Below are 18,034 nucleotides of genomic sequence, written 5' to 3' on the forward strand. Positions count from 1 at the left end.
GGCGTATACCCCACCCGGTACGGGGATGCGCCGCAAGTTCGTACTGTCATCACGATAAGTTCCCGCCTCCGCACTAACCTCTCCACTGGCATTTTTACAACACCCCCCATCAGCCCGCTGGCTCCCCCACAGCCCCCTGCTGATATAATACTTACAATCAAGTAATATTCCGAAATGTGCGCCTTCCGGCTCCCGCAACCGTCTGTGTACTGCTAGCCCAGCCCATGCGCTCCCTTTTCGATCACGAGATCATCAAACAGCTGCACAGCGGTGCCCGCTCACGGGTTTACCGCGCCAGGGCTGCGGATGGTGCCGCGCTGATCGTCAAGAAACCCAATCAGCCGTTCCCCTCCTTTCAGCAACTGGCGCAATTCAAGCGCGAGTATGCGATCGCGCGCCGCTGCCGTCATCCTGGCGTGGCGCATCCGCTGGCGCTGCAGCTGCACGGCGGGTGCTGGACGATGGTCCTCGAGGATACTGGCGGCCAGGCGCTCGACCACGTATTGCGCGCGCAGGTGGCGGCGCGCAGGACGCCGTCGCAGCCCGCATTGGCGCTGGACGACTTTTTCGACATCGCGCTGCAACTGTGCGCGGCGCTGGAGGAGGTCCATACGCATGGCGTGATCCACAAGGACATCAATCCCTCCAACCTGGTGTGGAATGGCGAGCGGCGGCGGCTGCAACTGATCGATTTCGGCATCGCCTGCGAACTGCCGTACGAAAGCCACGGCATCGTCAATCTGCAAACGCTGGAAGGCACGCTACGCTACATGGCGCCGGAACAGACGGGGCGCATGAACCGGCGGGTCGATTGGCGCGCCGATTTCTATGCGCTGGGCGCCACCTTCTACGAACTGCTGGCCGGCCAGGCGCCGTTCGAGACGGGCGACGAGATGGAACTCGTGCACTGCCACATTGCGCGCAGTCCCGACTGGTCGCACCCGGCGCTGGCAAGCCTGCCTGGCCAGCTGCTGCCGATCATCCAGCGGCTGCTGGAAAAAAATGCCGACCAGCGCTACCAGAGCTTGCAGGGCTTGCGCAGCGACCTCGAAGCCTGCCGCGCGCAAGAGCCGGCGCTGTCGCTCAAGCTGTCCGACCACAATGGCCGCTTCCTCGTGCCGCAAACGCTGCATGGGCGCGAGGATGCCATCGCCGAGCTGCTGGCGGCGTTTGAGCGCAGCGCCGCGGGCAGGTGCGAGATGCTGCTGGTGGCCGGCCATTCGGGCATCGGCAAGTCGGCGGTCATCAACGAAGTACAAAAGCCCATCATCGCCCGGCGCGGCTGTTTCCTGTCCGGCAAATTTGACCAGCTCCAGCGCGACGTGCCGTATGCCTCGCTGATCCAGGCCTTCCAGGGGCTGGTGCGCCAGCTGCTCGGCCAGCCCGAGGAAACGCTGCGCCAGTGGTCAGCCAAACTGCACGCGGCGCTGGGCAGCGGCATCGGCATCGGCATGCTGGTCGAGCTGATTCCCCAACTGGCGTTGATCGTCGGCCCCACGGACCCGATCCCCGCGTCGGCGCCGGCACAGGCCCAGCTGCGCCTCGACCGCCTCTTCCCCCGCTTCGTCGAAGTATTCGCCTGCGCCGGGCATCCGCTGGTGCTGTTCCTCGACGACTTGCAATGGGCCGATGCGGCAACCTTGCGAATGATCGAACTGCTGATGGCCTCGTGCGACAAGAGCTGCATGCTGTTCATCGGCGCGTACCGCGATAACGAGGTGAGTCCCGCGCATCCGCTCATCGCCCTGCGCGACAAGCTGCTCGCCCGTGACGTACGTCTGTCGACACTGTCACTGGGCGCACTGACCGAGCCGCAGGTCGCGCAAATGGTCTCGGCCACCGTGCGCGTGGCGGCCACCGACTGCGCGCCACTGACCAGCATTTGCTACCGCAAGACGGCCGGCAATCCGTTTTTCCTCAACCAGTTTCTCGCTTCGCTCAATGAGACGGGCCAGCTGCGCTACCGGGCCGCCGACGATTGCTGGGACTGGGACTTGCCCGCGATAGAACAGGCCAGATATACCGACAACGTGGTCGAGGTGCTGCTGGAGAAAATCCGCCGCCTGCCCATCGCGACGCAGCACCTGCTGCAACTGGCCGCCTCGTGCGGCAACCGCTTCGCACTCGACACGCTCGCGCTGGCAGTGGACCGCGCGCCCCGGAAAACGCAGCAAGACCTGTGGCCGGCGCTCAGTGCAGGCTTGATCCAGCCGCTCGACGAACGCTATAAATACGTGAGTGGCGACACCGATGCGGCCAACAGCGGCGTCAGTTACCGCTTCCTGCATGACCGGGTGCAGCAGGCCGCCTACCTGGTCGCTGACGACGATGCGCGCGCGGCCAACCATCTTCTCATCGGCCGCCTGCTCCTGCGGCATGCGACGCCGGAGCGTCGGGACGAGACACTGTTCGAGATCGTCGAGCAGCTCAATGCCGGCCGCGCGCTGATCAACGATGCGGACGAGCGCGCGCAGCTGGCGATGCTCAATCTCCAGGCCGGCGTCAAGGCACGGCGCTCCGCCGCATTCCAGTCCACGCTGGAGCACATGCGCACGGGTCTCGACCTGCTGTCGGCGCAGGCATGGAGCGTCCACGCCGACCTCTGGCTCGACCTGCAGCTGGGCGCGGCCGAAGCGGCCTATTTGTACGGCCAGTTCGATGCGGCCGAGGCGATCTACCCGCAGGTGCGCGCCCGTACCCTGATTCCCTTGCTGCAGGTGCGCTGCATTGCCATCCAGGCGCACCAGTATCAATTGCAGGGCCGCCTGCTCGACGCCATTGCCGTCCAGCGCGACGGCCTGGCGCTGCTGCACATTGACATTCCGCACGATGTGACGCAGATGAAGGCGCGCTTCGCCGATATCCTCGCCGACATCGGGCGGCAGCCCGGCGCGCAGGCGCCCGACACCTTGCTGGCGGCCGATGAGATGTGCGAGCCGGACGCGGTGGCCGCGATGCAGATGATGCAGGGCCTGTGGATGGCCAGCTATTACGCCGGCCAGCAGGATCTCAGCGCGCTGATGGTGGTGTCGATGACGCGGCTGTCCATACAGCGGGGGAACAGCGATTTCAGCGCCGTCGCCTATGTCGGCTACGCGATGATGGTGGCGCTGTACAGCGGCGACATCGCGCGCGGCTACGCCTTCGGCGCGATGGCGATGGCGCTGGCCAGGCGCCGTGCCAACCTGCAGACGCGCACGCTCACGGGCCTGATGTTCGGCGCGCTCAGCAACCACTGGACGCAGCCGCTGCGCAGCTCCGACGCCCTGTACGAAGAAGCGTTTGGCTGGGCGCTGGAAATCGCCGATTTCGTGCAGGTCGGCGTGGTGGCGGCCGTGCGCGCCACCGACCGGCTCATCCTCGGCGACTACCTGCCACACCTGATGCACGACATCGAGCATGACTTGGCGCTGATGCGCGCCAACGGCCAGCAGGCGATGGCCGATTGCTGCGTCGCCGCCGCGATCCAGCCGATCAAGTGCCTGATGGGTCTCCTGCCCCGCCACGACAGCTACGACGATGGGGCCTTCAGCGAGGCGCGCTTCCTCGATCAGTATGGCGGCTCGCACCTGTACCGCGCCTACTTCTTGCAGGGGAAGATACGCAACGCCTACCTGTTCGACGGCGCCGACGCCGAACAGCTAGCCGGCCAGCTCGGCAACGTCACCCAGATCATGCGCGGCCAGGCCAAGGTTGTCGAGTGCAGCTTCTACGCCGCGCTGATCCTGATCCGTGCCTTGCGGCGCGATCCTGCGCGCCCCGATGCGGGCGATATGCTGACCGTGATCGGCACGCTGCAGGCGAGTCTCGCCAAATGGGCCAAACAAGGCTCGGACAACAGCAAAGCCAAACACCTGCTGGTGCAGGCCGAGATGGCACGCTACCGGGAAGAGCTGCAACTGGCCACACGTTATTATCAACAGGCGATCGACGCGGCAGGCCTGGCCGGCTACGTCAACATGCAGGCGCTGGGCAATGAACTGTGCGGCGAATGCTGGTTCGACCAGGGACATGCGCGCGTGGCCGGCGTCTTCATCCAGGACGCCATCGCGCATTACGGCCAGTGGGGTGCGCAGGGCAAAGTGGCGCAGCTGCATGCGCGCCACGGCGTACTGCTGTCAAGGATGGAAGGCCGCAGCACCCAGCGGCATTCTGTCTCCCACACGCACGGCAGTTCCGCGCTCGACCTCGTGTCGCTGCTGAAGGCGTCGCAGATCCTGTCGAACGAGGTGGGCCTGCGCAAGGTGCTGACGCGCCTCATTGCCATCGTATGCGAAAACGCCGGTGCGCAGGTGGCGCGCCTGCTGCTGCTGTCCGAAGGCAGCTACCAGCTGGAGGCCAATATCGATGGCGATGGCGTCACCGTTTTGCAATCGCGCCAGCTCGACCTGAGCGCCGCCAGCGACCCGCAGTTCCCGCTATCGCTGCTGCGCTACGTCGTGCGCACCGGTGCCGAGGTGATCGAAGACTGCATCACGGGCGCTTCGCGCTTTGCCGCCGACCCGTACGTGCAGTTGCACCTGCCGCGCGCCGTCATGTGCCTGCCGATCCGGCACGGCGGCCAGGTCGGCGGCATCCTGTACTTCGAGAACCGGCTTGCCGACGCCTCGTTCACGGAAGAACGCGTGGCGTTCCTGCGCATGCTCGGCGCGCAGGCGATGATCTCGATTTCCAGCGCCAGGCTGCATGACAGTCTCGAACGGCGCGTTGCCGAACGCACGGAACAGCTGGAGGACGCCAACCGCAAGCTGGCGACCCTGTCCATCACCGACGGCCTGACGGGCCTGGCGAACCGGCGCCATTTCGACGACGTGCTGCGCGCCGAATGTGCGCGTGCCACGCGCGTCGGCCAGCCGCTTGCCGTCGTCATGCTCGACGTCGACTATTTCAAGCGCTTCAACGACCGTCACGGCCACCAGGCCGGCGACGCATGCCTGATCCGGGTCGCGCAGGCGCTGGCGGCCGGCATGCGGCGCGCGGGCGACCTGACGGCGCGCTACGGCGGCGAAGAATTTTCGATCGTGCTGCCAAACACCGGGGCGGACGAAGCGCGCCAGATCGGCGAAGCGCTACGGCGCGCCATCGAAGAGCTGGGCATCGCCCACGTGAACGCGGATGCACTGCAGGTAACGATCAGCGTCGGCATCGCGGTCCAGTCGGCACCGGGTGCCGCCGATCCGGACGCCCTGCTGCGCCTGGCCGATGCCGCGCTGTACTACGCCAAGGATGCGGGGCGCAATTGCGTGGTGCTGAGAATTCTGCCGCCCGGCTAATCCGCGTTCACGGCGTGGGGCGACTCCTCAATCGCCGCCATGGCTGTTCTCGCGCGCCTGCTCCTGCGCCTTTTCCTGCGACACCAATCCATTGAAGAACAGATTGAGCAGCACGGCAACGATGGCGGCCAGCAGGATGCCGCTGTGCAGCAGCGGCGACAGGGCTTTCGGCATGTGCTGCGCGTACTGTTCCGCCACCAGCGGCAGCATGCCGAAGCCGATCGACAGGGCTACGATGAACAGGTTGTTGCGGTTGCTCTTGTAGTCGACGCCGGCCAGGATGCGGATGCCCGTGGCGGCAACCATGCCGAACATTACCAGCCCCGCCCCGCCTAGCACGAACGCCGGCACGGCTTCGGCCGTCTGCGCAACCTTCGGTATCACACCCATGACGAGCAGGATGACGCCGGCCGCCACGCAGACCCAGCGGCTGCGCACGCCCGTCACGCCCACCAGGCCCACGTTTTGCGAGAACGAGGTGTACGGGAAAGTATTGAAGATACCGCCGATCAAGGTGCCCAGGCCATCGACGCGCAAGCCGCGGCTGATGTCGGCCTGCTCGATGCGCTTGCCAGTCATCTCGCCCAAGGCCAAAAACATGCCCAGGGACTCGATCATGACGACGATCATCACCAGGCTCATGGTGACGATGGCCACCACGTCGAAAGTCGGCATGCCAAACTGAAACGGCGTGACGACGGCAAAAGCCTTGGCGCTGGCCACCTTGGCGAAATCGGCCTTGCCCAGCGCAAACGACAGGGCCGTGCCGGCGATGATGCCGATCAATACGGCGATATTCGACAGGAAACCGCGGCCATACTTAGCCACCAACAAGATGACGGCCAGCACGAAGAAGGCGATGCCCATGTTGTCCAGCGCGCCATAGCCGGGGTTGGCGATCATGGGCACGGGACCGGCTGGCGCGGGCAGGCCAGCCGCCGTGGCGGTGGAGGCCATCTTGAGAAAGGCGGGATCGGCGATCTGCGCCATGGCGGGCGGCCCGCCCATGGCCCAGTTCACGCCCACGCGCATCAGCGACACGCCGATCACGGCGATGATGCTGCCGGTAACCACGGGCGGAAACAGCGCCAGCAATCGACTGATGAAGGGCGCGATCAGCATCGAGACGACGCCGGCGCCGATCACGGCGCCAAAGATACCGGTGATGCCCAGGGCCGGATTGTTCGCCATGGCCAGCATGGGACTGACGGCGGCAAAGGTGACGCCCATCATGACGGGCAGGCGGATGCCGAAATGCTTGCCTATGCCCAGGGACTGGATCAGGGTCACGAGACCGCAGCAGAACAGGTCGGCACTGATCAGCGCCGCCACCTGCTCGGGCGGTAGCTTGAGGGCGCGCCCGACGATCAGCGGTACGGCGATGGCGCCCGCATACATGACGAGCACGTGCTGCAAGCCCAAGGTAAACAGTTTGCCAGCTGGCAGGATTTCATCGATGGGCGATTGCGCGGCAGGCGTACTGCCGGGCACGCTGCGGTGGATGGATTTCAGACGGGGAGAGGCCATTTACGCTCCACTTCCTGGGTTACCGCGGCCCGGATGGGTGCAGGTGAAAGGGAAAAGCAAGACAGAAACGGGACGACAGGAACACACTGGTGGCAGATGATGCATGCGAAGCTCCTTGGAATGGGACGACCAAGGTAGCCATGCACGCTTCGTGCCAGGTAGATTGTATACAGGAATTGTGCCGAAAATCAGCAGAGATCGGCTAATGATACGGTGGATGCACCGTTTTCTCGCATGCCGCGCCGCACCTGCACCAGAAGGCGGCGGCGCTGGGAGGCCGCTGATGAATGATGACTGCTGCCTGGAACGCCAGTCAAAACCTGTTACCCACCGCAATTTGTGGCCTGAGATGCTCATCGCCTCGGAGGCCCCATACCTCGTAGAGCTGCGCTTCTTGGGCACGCTGGGCGTTGAGCCTTCCTTCCGCCCGCCACGGTTTTATCAGACATTGCCAGGCATTGTTAGCCGCCTGAGCAGGCATCGAGCAGCGCTTCCAGCTGGCGCATATGGGCGGCGCGCAATTGCTCGCGCGCCAGCAAGGCTTGCACTTGCTCAAAGATGCCGTGCGATGGCACCGCTGGCAAAGCGGGCGCGACGGGGCGCGTGGCTACGCACGGCGCGCTCACGGGCCAAGCTTCCACCTGCGATGCCGGCGCCCAGGCCGCGCAGCCGGTCAACAAGCTCACCAGCAATAAAGTAGCTAGCCTGCTGGCGAGGCCGCCTGCAGGCCTTACAGCACGTTCGCGCGGCGGCCTCATGGCATTTCGCTGGCGATCAGCGCTTCGGCGGCACGGCAGGCGTCGCCTTCGGGCTGCAGCGTCAAGATGCGCGCCGCAGCCGCTTGCGCGTCTGCCTGCCCGGCCTGCGCCGTGGCCAGCGCCTGCCGTACCTTCGCCGACCGGCGGGCGCCATCCTCGCGCATTGCATTGAGCGCCTGGCTCTGGCGCTGCAACACGGCTTGCACCTCCAGCACTTGCGCCGCACACGCGGCACGGCCCGCTTCGCGGCCCCAGCGCTGGGCGCAAAATACGGCAGCTCCCAGCAACAGCAGCATGGCCACGATGCTCAACGACGGCTTCATGACAGCACCTTGCGCGCTGCCTGGTACAAGGCCAGACGCTCGGCCAGGCCGTTCACGCCGCCGTTGACACGGCGCGTTACCCTTTCCTGGTCGCCCGCGTCGGCCAGACGGTTCAAGCCGCGCGATTGCCAGAACCAGCCCGCCGAGCGGCAAGCGAAAAACGTCTGCTCCAGCAGTTGCGGCGCCGCCAGCAAATCCAGGCCCAGCGCCACGCCGCACGCCGCATAGTTGGCGCGCCCCGTCACCTGCAACAAGCCGCGCCCCTTGAAACGCACGCCATCACCAGCAATCACATTGCCCAAATCCGCCCGTCCTTCATACGCCGCGCCGCTGGCCAGCTCGCGCACATAACGCAGTTGGCCCGATTCGTGGCCCACTTGCGCCAGGAACGCCGCCTGGCGCAGCGGCGTATCGATGCTGAACTCAGCCATCGCCGCGTTCAGGGGCGCCAGGAACAGCGTAGCGCGGCGGCCTGCCAGCGGCATGATCTGCATCAATTGGGCGCCTGTCACAGCATGCCCCGCACATCCTTGACGGCAGCGGCCGCGTCAGCCGCCAGTTCGCCGATATCCTTGCCGCGCCGCTTGTCGAACCAGCGCACGCAGGCGCCCAGCACCCACCAGGCAGGCAAGCCGGCCGCCACCATCACTGGGGCGGCGATGAATAAAAACCCCGTGGACGGGTCGCCGCCATACAAACCCGCCACGGTCTTCGCGCTGTCGAACAGGCTGGGCCACCACGACAGCACGACGGCCACGAGCACAGGGCCGAGAAAGGTGGAAATGATGATGCTGGAACAAAAACGAATAAATGCCTCCTTGGTGGATCGGGGCCACATGAACATGAAGCCCAGCGATGTGGCGGCGGCGCCGGCCAGCACGGGCACGCCAAACAGTTTGATCAATGCGCCGCCGGCGGCGGTGGTTTCGAGGGCCATGGTTGCCTTTCAGGTGGTGGGTGTGAGTTTGTAGCTGCGGAGGAATATCTGATGCCGACAGTCCAAGCATGGCTGTCTCATTTCTAGGGAAGGTGAGACAGTATTTGTGAAAGCGATTGGAAATGAAAAAGCCGCCCGGAGGCGGCTTAATTTCTGTAAGTCAACGACGTGGAATTACGGAACTGCGCTTTCTAGAGCAGCGAGCCGGGCTTCGATCGCGGTCTGGCGGGCCTCCAATCCTGCCGCGATAAATTGATTCAACTCGTCATAGCGAAATGCGTAGCGGTCGCTGGCGGGAATCGTTTCTGTCCATGCTGCCTGCATTTCCCTGTCGTCTGTCGCCTCTATGGCTGCATGCTCGATGGTTTCACCCTTCCACGAGTCGTAGCAGATGAATCCGTAATTGAACGGGTCGAGGCCGTGAGATTCCATGATCTTTATCGCGGCCTGGACGGTCGGCCCGATATGTTCGCGGGCGCCGCCACCCTTTATCGCTATTGCGGTTTTCCAGCGATATACTCTAATCGCCCGTGCGATGTCGGCGGCCGCAGCAATCTCTACGGCTTCGAGCGCACGAAACATATCTTTTTCACGTGCGTCTGATGTGATGGTTGGAGCGACCGAAAAATAGGAGTTCCCCCAGCGATAATTGGATAAGCCAAGATTGTGTGCGTCGTCAACGCGCGGGCGAACTACCCCGCCGTCCGATGCTAAAATCAAATGGCTCGTGCCGCGGAGCACAAAATTTTCACCGGTGCCTCCAATTACCAATGCCCCCCCATCTGAGCCGAGATATCCGATTTGCAATGAGCTGCCCCCTTTTATAAAGGCCATGTAGGAGTTCCCGACAATGTCGGATCTGAATACCCCCCAGGCAGAGGCGCCTGAACTCAACGATAGCGGCCCGCCGGTATGGGACCAAGTGCCAGTGGTGGTCGGATTTGCTATATTCACCTTGGAGTTGAGGGCGGCCTGTTGCAGGGTACTCACAGGTTTAGCGGTATCGCTGGTGTTGTCCACGCTGCCCATTCCCACCATCGTCTTTGTTATGCCGTTGACAGCCCCTGTAAATGTAGCGCCTGAAAGCGAAGCCTTGCCTGCTAAAGCGCTGGCGGTGGCCGTGCTGACTGGCTTACTCGCGTCGCTTGTATTGTCCACGCTATCCAGGCCAACATCGGCCTTGCTGCCTGACGTGGCCACCGCCGCAAACTGTGGTTTACCAGTAATGCTGCCCCAGGTCGGCACATATGAGCCCGGCAGGGCGTCAGTAATGCCATAGCCAGCCAGCGTCATCGCGCGAGCCGCTTTTTTGGCATCCAATTCGGCCAGCGCCGCCTGCACGTCCGTCGCAACGATCCCGCCCGCCGGCGTGCTGCTTATCTGCGACGCCAAGTTGGCTGGAATCGTTACCCAGGTGCCAGCCTGGAATACGCGCAGGCAGCCGCTGTTCAGCACCGTGTCCCAGTAGGTCGCGCCGGCCAGCAGCGCATCGCCATTATTGTCAACGTCCGGCGGCAGCGTCTTAGCGCCGAGATAGCGCGCATCGAGCGATTTGAGCGCAGCCGCAGCCTTTGACGCAGCGGTGGCGGCAGTGCCGTCCGACTCCGCAGCCGCAGCCGCTGCAGCTGCAGAGGCAGCAGCACTCGCGGCCGCCGCCGCGGAATTATGCGGGATATCGACGATATCCTTCGCCTTGGCCAACTGGTTGAGCTGATAGATCAGATCCTGTTGGCCATATTTAAAAACATCAGTCATTACAGCTCCTCGACTTCAATGGTGGTGGCATATGTTTGGTAATACGGCGTGGTGATGGCAGCCAGGTTGGCCAGACGCCCATACACCTGATGAGTCTGCTCGAGCTCGACGTCTTCGCTGTCTGGAAACAGGCTGACGAGTAGCGGGTGCGACAGGCCATTCCCGCGCACGATGCGCCACAGCTCGGCCCGGTCCAGTGGCGTCATGTGGTCAAGCGAAATCGACAGTTTTCGGTACAACGCACCGCGCTCGACCTTCTGCTCGCCGGCGCCATTGCGGTATTGGTTGCTGGTATCGCCTGGCGTGACGCCGGCGCCGTAAGATGCGTTCTGCTCGGGACTCCACCAGGCGCCGGCCACCAGGCGCGCTGCCTCGATGTAGCCGGCAGGGTTGTCCGGATCGACCAGGTCGATTACCAGTTTCTTGACACTGCGCATCTGGAACCAGCAGCGGCCGTAGGTTGTACCACCATAGCTGAAGGCATTCACCCCCAGCGGCAGCGCACCCCAGTTCCACATGCCCAGGCGCGCGTACTCGCATGCCGGCACGGTGCCGGTATCGAAATCGGACACGGCGTCCCCTGGCTCGACGTAGCCGCGAACGCGAATCGTCGCCGTCGGCGTCAGGTTGCAAAATGGCAGGGCCACGCCGCCGATGATCTCCGGCGTTGGCCAGGTCGCCGTAATGCTCAACTGAGTGCCAACTGAACGGAGCACCGAGGACTTGTCTTCGCGCTGTAAGTTGGCGGGTCCCAAGGTTCCGGCCTGGCTGGATGCGCTCAAGGCCGCGCGGTCGCCGACATTGTCGTGGATGATGCGCAAATTGTTCATTTCACTACCTCTACTGGCCAAACAATAGCCTCAAGCTGTCCGATGGTCTCCGCCGTTGCGATCAGTTCGCGCAAGCCACGCGCGATGACGAACGCACCCGAGACCTGTGCGACCAATGCGGCACCAACAGCGATCATGCCGGCGGCATCAAGCGCCACCGTCGTGTTATCGGATAACGTCCAATCAATGCTATATGGCAGGCCTGCCGCTTGCGCCAACAAGGCTACATGCGCTGCACCGGTGATGCGTGCCTTGTCGGCCTGGTACCGCAATCCGGCGCATGTAAAATCAGAAAGCTCGGCTGCCTCGCGTGCCAGCTTGATGCGTACCCAGGTAGATGTCCTGGTGCCCTCCAACGTTTTGGTGTCTATCCACAAATCGGCACCAGCGTCGTAGATGTGATGCGCGCCAGGCCGGGGTGGCAACGTCTTTCCTGTGCGTTCGTTAGTCTGAGTGCCATCACTGTTGATAACGATTGTTTCCATTAAAAATTCCTTGCGATCACAATCGCCTGACATTGTTTAACATAAAGCTTGCCCATATTCGCTGCGCCAAGGTCAGCATTGGTGCCGGAAACTCCGAACTGGACGGTGTCACCCACGTTGATGTTCAAGGTAAGTCCGTAGACCGTTGCGGCAGGGGCATCGCCGTCCTGCCGCTCCTGGACACCACTCATCCACAACCACGCCCCGTCATTGACGCGGTACCAGATGCTCAACTGGTCATCCACCACCGCAGTACAAATGATCGAGAAAAATACAAAACCGGAGCGAATGCGGCGCTCGGCAGGCCACCCTGGCGCGTTATGCTTGAACAGAACCTCGGGAGACGTAAATACAGACGCTGAATTAGACGATTCGCCGACGATGAATACACCGGCTGCGGACGACTGCAGCGATACCGACGGATAGTCCGGCTCGAAAAACGCCGTTGCCTCAGTTGCAGTGCCGACGGACACACGCGCAGATGAAAGGTCGCCAGAAAATGTACCTTTCACAGCATCCAACTCACCGGAAAATTTTCCCTTGGCGGCATCGAGGACACCAGAAAAGCTGCCCTTTGCCGCTATCAACTCTCCCGAGAACGTACCCTTGACACTGTCCAGCTTGCCGCTGAAAACTGCGTGGCCATTGACGATGGAAAAGCCAGGCGCATAGATATTGCCTGCCGCATCGATCTGCATATACTTTCCCAGTGCAGGATTACCAAACAGCAATCCGCTCTCGCTCAAGTGGAAACCGCTACCGCCGTTGCTTGGCCATGCATAGGCACTGCTGGGATAGCCAGTACCGCCGTGCACTGTCGCGCTGTAAATGTCGCCCGCCGTGACCTTGCCAAGGTCGGCACTGATTGCGCTCAGCTGCCCCACCTTGAGTGCATTCAAATACGGCGCCGCCCACTTGGTAGTGCCACTGGCCGGATTAAAAATTCCATCGGACCGGTACAGCGATTCTCCGGCACCGAATGCCTGTGGCGAACCTTCCCACACCGTGCCGGCCCCCCAGGTGTTAATTGGCGGAAAGGATGCATCGCCCTGCGAGCTGATGGTCGCCGGCGTGCTCCCCAGCGACGCCAGGCCTGTCCTGCTGTAGGCGACGCGCGAAGAATTGCCCGTCACGCCGTCAAAAACCTTGCTGACCGTCTGGCTGGCCGTGTAAGTGAGGCTATCGACTACAATCGTGGCCGTGACCGTGACGCTATCGCCCACCATGCCGGCATACGCCAGCGTGGCCACGTTGCCGACGCGCGTCAGCACGCTGGCGTTACTGGCAGAAAACGCCACCTGCCCCTGCATATTCACCAAGCCTGCCGTAAAGTCGATGCTTGCCGGCGCGGCAAGCGTGGTGGCGGCCACCTTGAACGCCTGCGCCGTGGCAGCGAGCAGCAGCACGCGGTCGTTGGCCGGCGCGAAGCGCGGCACGGTATTCATGATCAGCCTGTCGCGTTCCCCCATAATCGCGCTCATACGAGCACCCCCACCGTCACTCTGCCCGTCAGCCAGAAGCGCGACAGCAGCACCACCACGCCCGGCACGCCGTCCTGCAAGCCAAAGCGTTCAGCGCGCAGTTGCACGGGCTGCCCCAATTCCAGCATCATCATCTCGGGTTCTCCATCGAATTCATAAATGGTGCGCGGCACCTTGTTCAGGGCCAGGCGCCGCAGCGCTTCCGCGCGGGCGTCAGCCCGCGTCTTCAGGCACGTATCGATCTGCACCGGGTCGTCGGAGAGGCGGTAACGCGTGCGTACCGCCGCGTCGATGACCGTATCCGTCAGCCATTCCGTGGTATACAAATCCGCATGCGCGGGCGGAATGCTGGTCGTCAGGCCTGCCTGCAGCGTGTAGTTCCGGTCGAAGCCGATCTTCACGGCGGCAGTCACCGGCAGGCGCTGCGCGGGGCGCAGCGAACGTTCGCGCATCTGCTCCGGGCCGATCGCCAGCGGCACGCCAGCGGCAGGCAAGGCGATCTGCACCAGGCGCAGCTGGCCGGTGCGCGACATGATCGCCTGGGCGCCCACGCTGGCCGCCAATTGCTGGATGGCCTGCGCCTGGTTCGTACGGTCCGCAACGTACAGCCCCACCGGCTGCGGGTGAGACGCATCGAAAGCGGCCAGGTTGGCCAGATCCAGATCGGCCTCGGTAAAACGGTCGGCCGCCTTGCCGTAGGCGGTGGCAATGCGCTGCACCAGCGGCGCGATGCGCGGCGCATAGCCGCCGCCCTTGTCGCCCTGCACGCTGGCCGTGATCGTGGTGGAAAACGGGTCGGTGGTCAGGTTGAAGCGGCCCGCCAGGTCATTCAAGGCCACGGCGATCGGCTTGCCGTTGGTGCGCACTTCGAACGTCGCTTCGACCGTGCCGAGAAACCCGTATTCCAAGGTGGCGGGGTTGGTCAGCAAGGGCGCCACGTTGTGACATTCGCCGAACGGAATCGGCAAGATGGCGTCCTTGTTCGGCGTCGTGCCACCCAGCTTCGCTTCGGAGATCGGCGTATTCAGGCGCTGCAGCTTGTCGCGCAGGACCAGATTGACCGACTCGCGTCCTGCACTGGCCACGTCGGCGATGATGCCGTCGAAGACCAGCTGGAAGTCGGCACGCGGCCAGGAAGGATCGCCGGCCCAGGCCTTGACCGGCCGGTTCATCCACACGTCTCCCAGCCAGCCATCGAGCGCGCCATCGGCGTTATCGAGTTCGATATCGCCGCCCGACAGGCCCGCCTCGCCGGACAGGCTGACCTGTTCCGTGAAGGCCAGGCCGCCCTTGGCCAGCGGCTGGTACGCGGTATTGGCCGGTACTTCGCGCGGCCCGGTGACATAGGGCCGCGAAGCGATATACCGCGTCACCTCGCTGCCTCCCACATTCACTTGCGCCTCGATCAGCACCATGCGGATAGCCGACGGGCTTTGCAGCCATTCCTGAAATTGCGCATCGGTCATGCGTATTCTCCTTTCACTGCATTGGCCCAGGCGGATGCCCGGGACGATTTGTCCACGCCATCGACCACCGTCCTGGCGGCGTTGGCGTTCGATTCAAAGGTGGCCTGGATGGTGGCACCCGTTTGCGCCCGCTGGTCGGCACGCAAGCCTTCCAATTCCACGCGCATGGCCTGGTTGTCCTCGCGCAGGCCGCGGATTTCGGCCACCAGCACCTCGGAGCCGACGTTCGCAGCCGACGAGTAGCGCACGGGGTCGAAGACCGCCGCTGTCACGGGAGAAGTCATCGCGGCCAGTGCTGCGACCACGGGAGGATTACCGAGTTGCACGCCCAGGTCCGCCGCACCGCCCATCGCCGCCCGCAGACCTGCGATGGCCTGCGCCACCGTCAGCACGCTGTCGTTAATGGTGATCAGGCCCGACACCTGGGCATTGAGCGCATCCAGGCTGGCCTGCTGCACGTCGACCTGCGCGGCTGCCCATTTCAACGCTTCCTTGTTCGCTTCCACCACGCGGGCATAGTCCGCCGCATAACGGGCGTCGGAGGCGTTGACCACTTGCGATGCCGTCAGAAACGCCTGTTCGGCGGCCGACAGCCCCGATTGCGCCGTCGTGTCGCCCGCATTCGCGGCAGCCAGGGTTTTCTCGAACTGCGCCCGCGCTTCGGCATATTTTTGCTCCGGCGTCAGCGTCGACTGTGCGCCCAGCGCCATGCTGGAATTCAGGCCATTCAAGGTCGTCACCCACGATTTCGACTTCTCCAGCGCCGACTTGGCCGCCACGGATTCCGTCTCGTAGGCTTTGGCCAGCGCATCCTTCGCGCTGGTCACCGCCTTGACGGCCTGGATCTGGTCGAATAATCCGCGATTGGCATCGGCGACGCCGGCGCGCTGGGCAGCCAGCAACTGCGCTTCTGTTTTCGTCAGTTCGTTCAACTGCTGCTGCATGTCCTTGCGTTCGCTGGCGATGTCGCTGGCCGTCTTGTTCACTTCGGCCAGTTCACCGGTGGCGGCGGTGAGGTCGGCCGCATAATCGGCCGCCTTCTTGAACGGTTCGGCGATGGCAAGCAGCTGCACGTACATGTTCTGACCAGCAGCCGTGTTCAAGTCCTGCGCCAGCACCAGCGCCTTGAATTGCTCGCTCGTCGTCACGCCGGACTGTCCCAGCGCCGCCATGGCGCTACGCACCGACTTGGTGACCGGGTCCATCTGCTCGGCCTCGGTCAGGAAATTCTGCACGAAGAAGCTGGTGCCGCTGGTCAGGGTATCGAGGTCGCCCGCCGCTTGAATCAGGCTTTCGCTCAGCGCCACGGCGGAAAGACCGGAGCTGTTGAACGACTTGCCCAGCACGGCCAGCACATCCGACACCTGCATGTAGTTGTTGGCCACACGCGCCAAGGTTTCCAGATAGCCCTCGCCCACGGCCTGGTATTTTTCCAGCCCCCCAACGCCGAACTTCGCCATGTCGTCACCCAGCTTCGAAAAGGCCGCTTCCAGGGCCTTTTGCACTTCCTCGCCCTTCAAGTCCTTCAGGCTGATCTTGCCCAGGCTGACGACGAAGGAATTCAAGCGCGCGGTGAAGGCATCGCCACCGACACCCAGCAAGTCGGCCGCAGAGACGATACTCGTGCGCAGACCAAGCACGATTTTCGTAAACTGGTCATTCGTTTCCGTCCCCATGGCCGTGAGATTCGTGGACTTCTTGTCGCTGGAAAACCAGCCGCCGGACTTCTTGAGATCGACATAGGAATTCACGTTGAAGCGCTTAGTATCAAGGTCGCCCAGGCTCGACGAGTTGGTGACTATCCCCACATCCTGCACCGTGGTCTTGCCGCCAAAGATGCTGCTGACGACATTGCCAATGACGCCGCCGCTGGAACTGCCTTTGGTGCCCAGCGCGGACGTCAGGATGTCCGAACGCACCAGCAAGCTGCCCAAGCCACCGATGCCCGAGACGATCTGCTTGAGCGAGACCACCATCGACGAGGAATACGCGAGGCCCAGGCCGGAGTTTTTCTCCATGATTTCCAGGCTGTTTGCGATCGACGCCGATTTCGCGGATGAATCACCAAGCACCGTGCCGGTGCCTGTTGCAGCCTGCCGGTCCTTGGCGGTGGTATCGGCACCGCCACCGCCGCCAGAAACGGCAACGCCGATTGCTAGCAGCATGCCGGCCACCATGGCAAATGCGCCGATATTGGCAGGAAACGGCGCCGCCAAAGCCGATGCCAGCGCCGACACGCCATACGCGCTGGACTTGGCCGTTTCCGCGGCGGTTACCGGTCCGACCGATGCCGCCGCGCCTGCGACTTCCGCCGTCGTCGCGGCAGTTTTTGCCGTCGTCACAAGGGTGATACTCGTCAGTTTTTCAAACAGCGACTTCGTATTCATGGCGAATTCATAGGCGCGGAAGCCTTTTTCCACCTTTTCCATGAGTTCATAGCCGGCCGACTTTTCTTTGAAAAAGCCCTTCGCGGCGGTCGCCATGTCGTGATACTGCTTGACCGTGGCCTTTTTCTTGTTTTCCTGTGCCTTTTCCTGCCCTTTTTCGGACGGGTCCTCCTTCACTTCCTTGGCAAAGGTAAAATCGATATCGTCCTGCGCCTTCCCGAATCCCAGCAAGGCAGTGGTCATTTTGCCGATGGTGCCGCCGACATTGCCAAAGGCCTTCTCCAGTTTTGTCGCCAATTGACCGGCAAATTCACCTGCCTCCTTCCACTCCGCCTCGCTATATTTGCGCGTGGGCGCCTCCGGTGACGCCTTTGCCTTGGCATCGGCAGCCTCTTTGCCTGCGGTGTCCAGCTTGTCCTGGCGCTGCTCTTCAAACGCAAAAGCGCCATATTTGGCGCCTGCGCCGGCTGTGGCGGGGCTACCTGCGGCGCGGAAAGCCGCCAGCCGCGTATAGGCATTACCCAGACCGTTGACCACCTTGCTGGCATCGGCCAGCGACTTCGCTTCGCCCGCATTCGATGCCCCAAGGGCCTTTGCGGCGGCGGTGGCATCGCGTGCCTGCTCCGCCTGGGCGCGCAGCAACAACGCCGACGATTCCGCCTCCGTATTGACGACTTTCAGGCCTTCGGCCGCGGCCAGGCTGGCCTCGCTGATTGCTTTCAGCACTTGCACCGTGTCCGTTGCCTTCGTCAAGTCGATGACAAGTTTTAATTCTGTTATCTCTGGCATGTTTGGCCCCTAAAAAAGGCCGC

The 18,034-nt window shown here is 63.2% G+C and carries 12 protein-coding genes; 1 reads left to right on the top strand and 11 read right to left on the bottom strand.

Annotated features, from left to right (window positions below):
• Positions 1 to 224 precede the first annotated feature (224 nt).
• Positions 225 to 5,273 (top strand): diguanylate cyclase domain-containing protein, encoded by a 5,049-nt coding sequence (locus tag AC54AG_RS09980; RefSeq protein ID WP_496630210.1) that lies wholly within the window; start codon positions 225 to 227, stop codon positions 5,271 to 5,273.
• Positions 5,274 to 5,300: 27 nt separating this feature from the next.
• On the opposite strand, the gene AC54AG_RS09985 is transcribed toward AC54AG_RS09980, so the two are convergent.
• The 11 genes from AC54AG_RS09985 to AC54AG_RS10035 form a co-directional block, all read right to left on the bottom strand.
• Positions 5,301 to 6,800: a nucleobase:cation symporter-2 family protein gene (locus AC54AG_RS09985; protein ID WP_496630211.1), complete on the bottom strand. Its 1,500-nt coding sequence runs from the start codon at positions 6,798 to 6,800 to the stop codon at positions 5,301 to 5,303.
• A gap of 461 nt (positions 6,801 to 7,261) precedes the next feature.
• The gene (locus AC54AG_RS09990; protein ID WP_496630213.1) at positions 7,262 to 7,486 is read right to left on the bottom strand and encodes a hypothetical protein; all 225 of its coding nucleotides are present in this window, start codon (positions 7,484 to 7,486) and stop codon (positions 7,262 to 7,264) included.
• Positions 7,487 to 7,554: 68 nt separating this feature from the next.
• Positions 7,555 to 7,881: a hypothetical protein gene (locus AC54AG_RS09995; protein WP_456130591.1), complete on the bottom strand. Its 327-nt coding sequence runs from the start codon at positions 7,879 to 7,881 to the stop codon at positions 7,555 to 7,557.
• Positions 7,878 to 8,375 (bottom strand): glycoside hydrolase family 19 protein, encoded by a 498-nt coding sequence (locus tag AC54AG_RS10000; protein WP_456130590.1) that lies wholly within the window; start codon positions 8,373 to 8,375, stop codon positions 7,878 to 7,880. Before AC54AG_RS10000 ends, AC54AG_RS09995 begins: the two co-directional genes overlap by 4 nt.
• A 14-nt stretch (positions 8,376 to 8,389) precedes the next feature.
• Positions 8,390 to 8,818 carry a hypothetical protein gene (locus AC54AG_RS10005; RefSeq protein WP_331776196.1) on the bottom strand — a complete coding sequence of 143 codons (429 nt, stop codon included), beginning with the start codon at positions 8,816 to 8,818 and terminating at the stop codon, positions 8,390 to 8,392.
• Between the two features lie 174 nt (positions 8,819 to 8,992).
• On the bottom strand, positions 8,993 to 10,573 hold the full coding sequence (locus tag AC54AG_RS10010) for a tail fiber domain-containing protein (RefSeq protein ID WP_456130589.1): 1,581 nt from the start codon (positions 10,571 to 10,573) through the stop codon (positions 8,993 to 8,995).
• Complete coding sequence (locus AC54AG_RS10015; RefSeq protein ID WP_496630214.1) at positions 10,573 to 11,403, bottom strand: hypothetical protein; 831 nt, start codon at positions 11,401 to 11,403, stop codon at positions 10,573 to 10,575. The genes AC54AG_RS10010 and AC54AG_RS10015 overlap by 1 nt, the downstream gene beginning before the upstream one ends.
• Complete coding sequence (locus tag AC54AG_RS10020; RefSeq protein WP_456130587.1) at positions 11,400 to 11,888, bottom strand: DUF4376 domain-containing protein; 489 nt, start codon at positions 11,886 to 11,888, stop codon at positions 11,400 to 11,402. The genes AC54AG_RS10015 and AC54AG_RS10020 overlap by 4 nt, the downstream gene beginning before the upstream one ends.
• Positions 11,888 to 13,369, bottom strand: coding sequence for a hypothetical protein (locus AC54AG_RS10025; protein WP_496630215.1), 1,482 nt, complete (start codon positions 13,367 to 13,369; stop codon positions 11,888 to 11,890). The genes AC54AG_RS10020 and AC54AG_RS10025 overlap by 1 nt, the downstream gene beginning before the upstream one ends.
• On the bottom strand, positions 13,366 to 14,835 hold the full coding sequence (locus AC54AG_RS10030; protein WP_496630216.1) for a hypothetical protein: 1,470 nt from the start codon (positions 14,833 to 14,835) through the stop codon (positions 13,366 to 13,368). Before AC54AG_RS10030 ends, AC54AG_RS10025 begins: the two co-directional genes overlap by 4 nt.
• On the bottom strand, positions 14,832 to 18,011 hold the full coding sequence (locus AC54AG_RS10035; protein ID WP_496630218.1) for a hypothetical protein: 3,180 nt from the start codon (positions 18,009 to 18,011) through the stop codon (positions 14,832 to 14,834). The genes AC54AG_RS10030 and AC54AG_RS10035 overlap by 4 nt, the downstream gene beginning before the upstream one ends.
• Positions 18,012 to 18,034: the final 23 nt, after the last annotated feature.

Source organism: Janthinobacterium sp. BCJ23, from assembly GCF_059617945.1.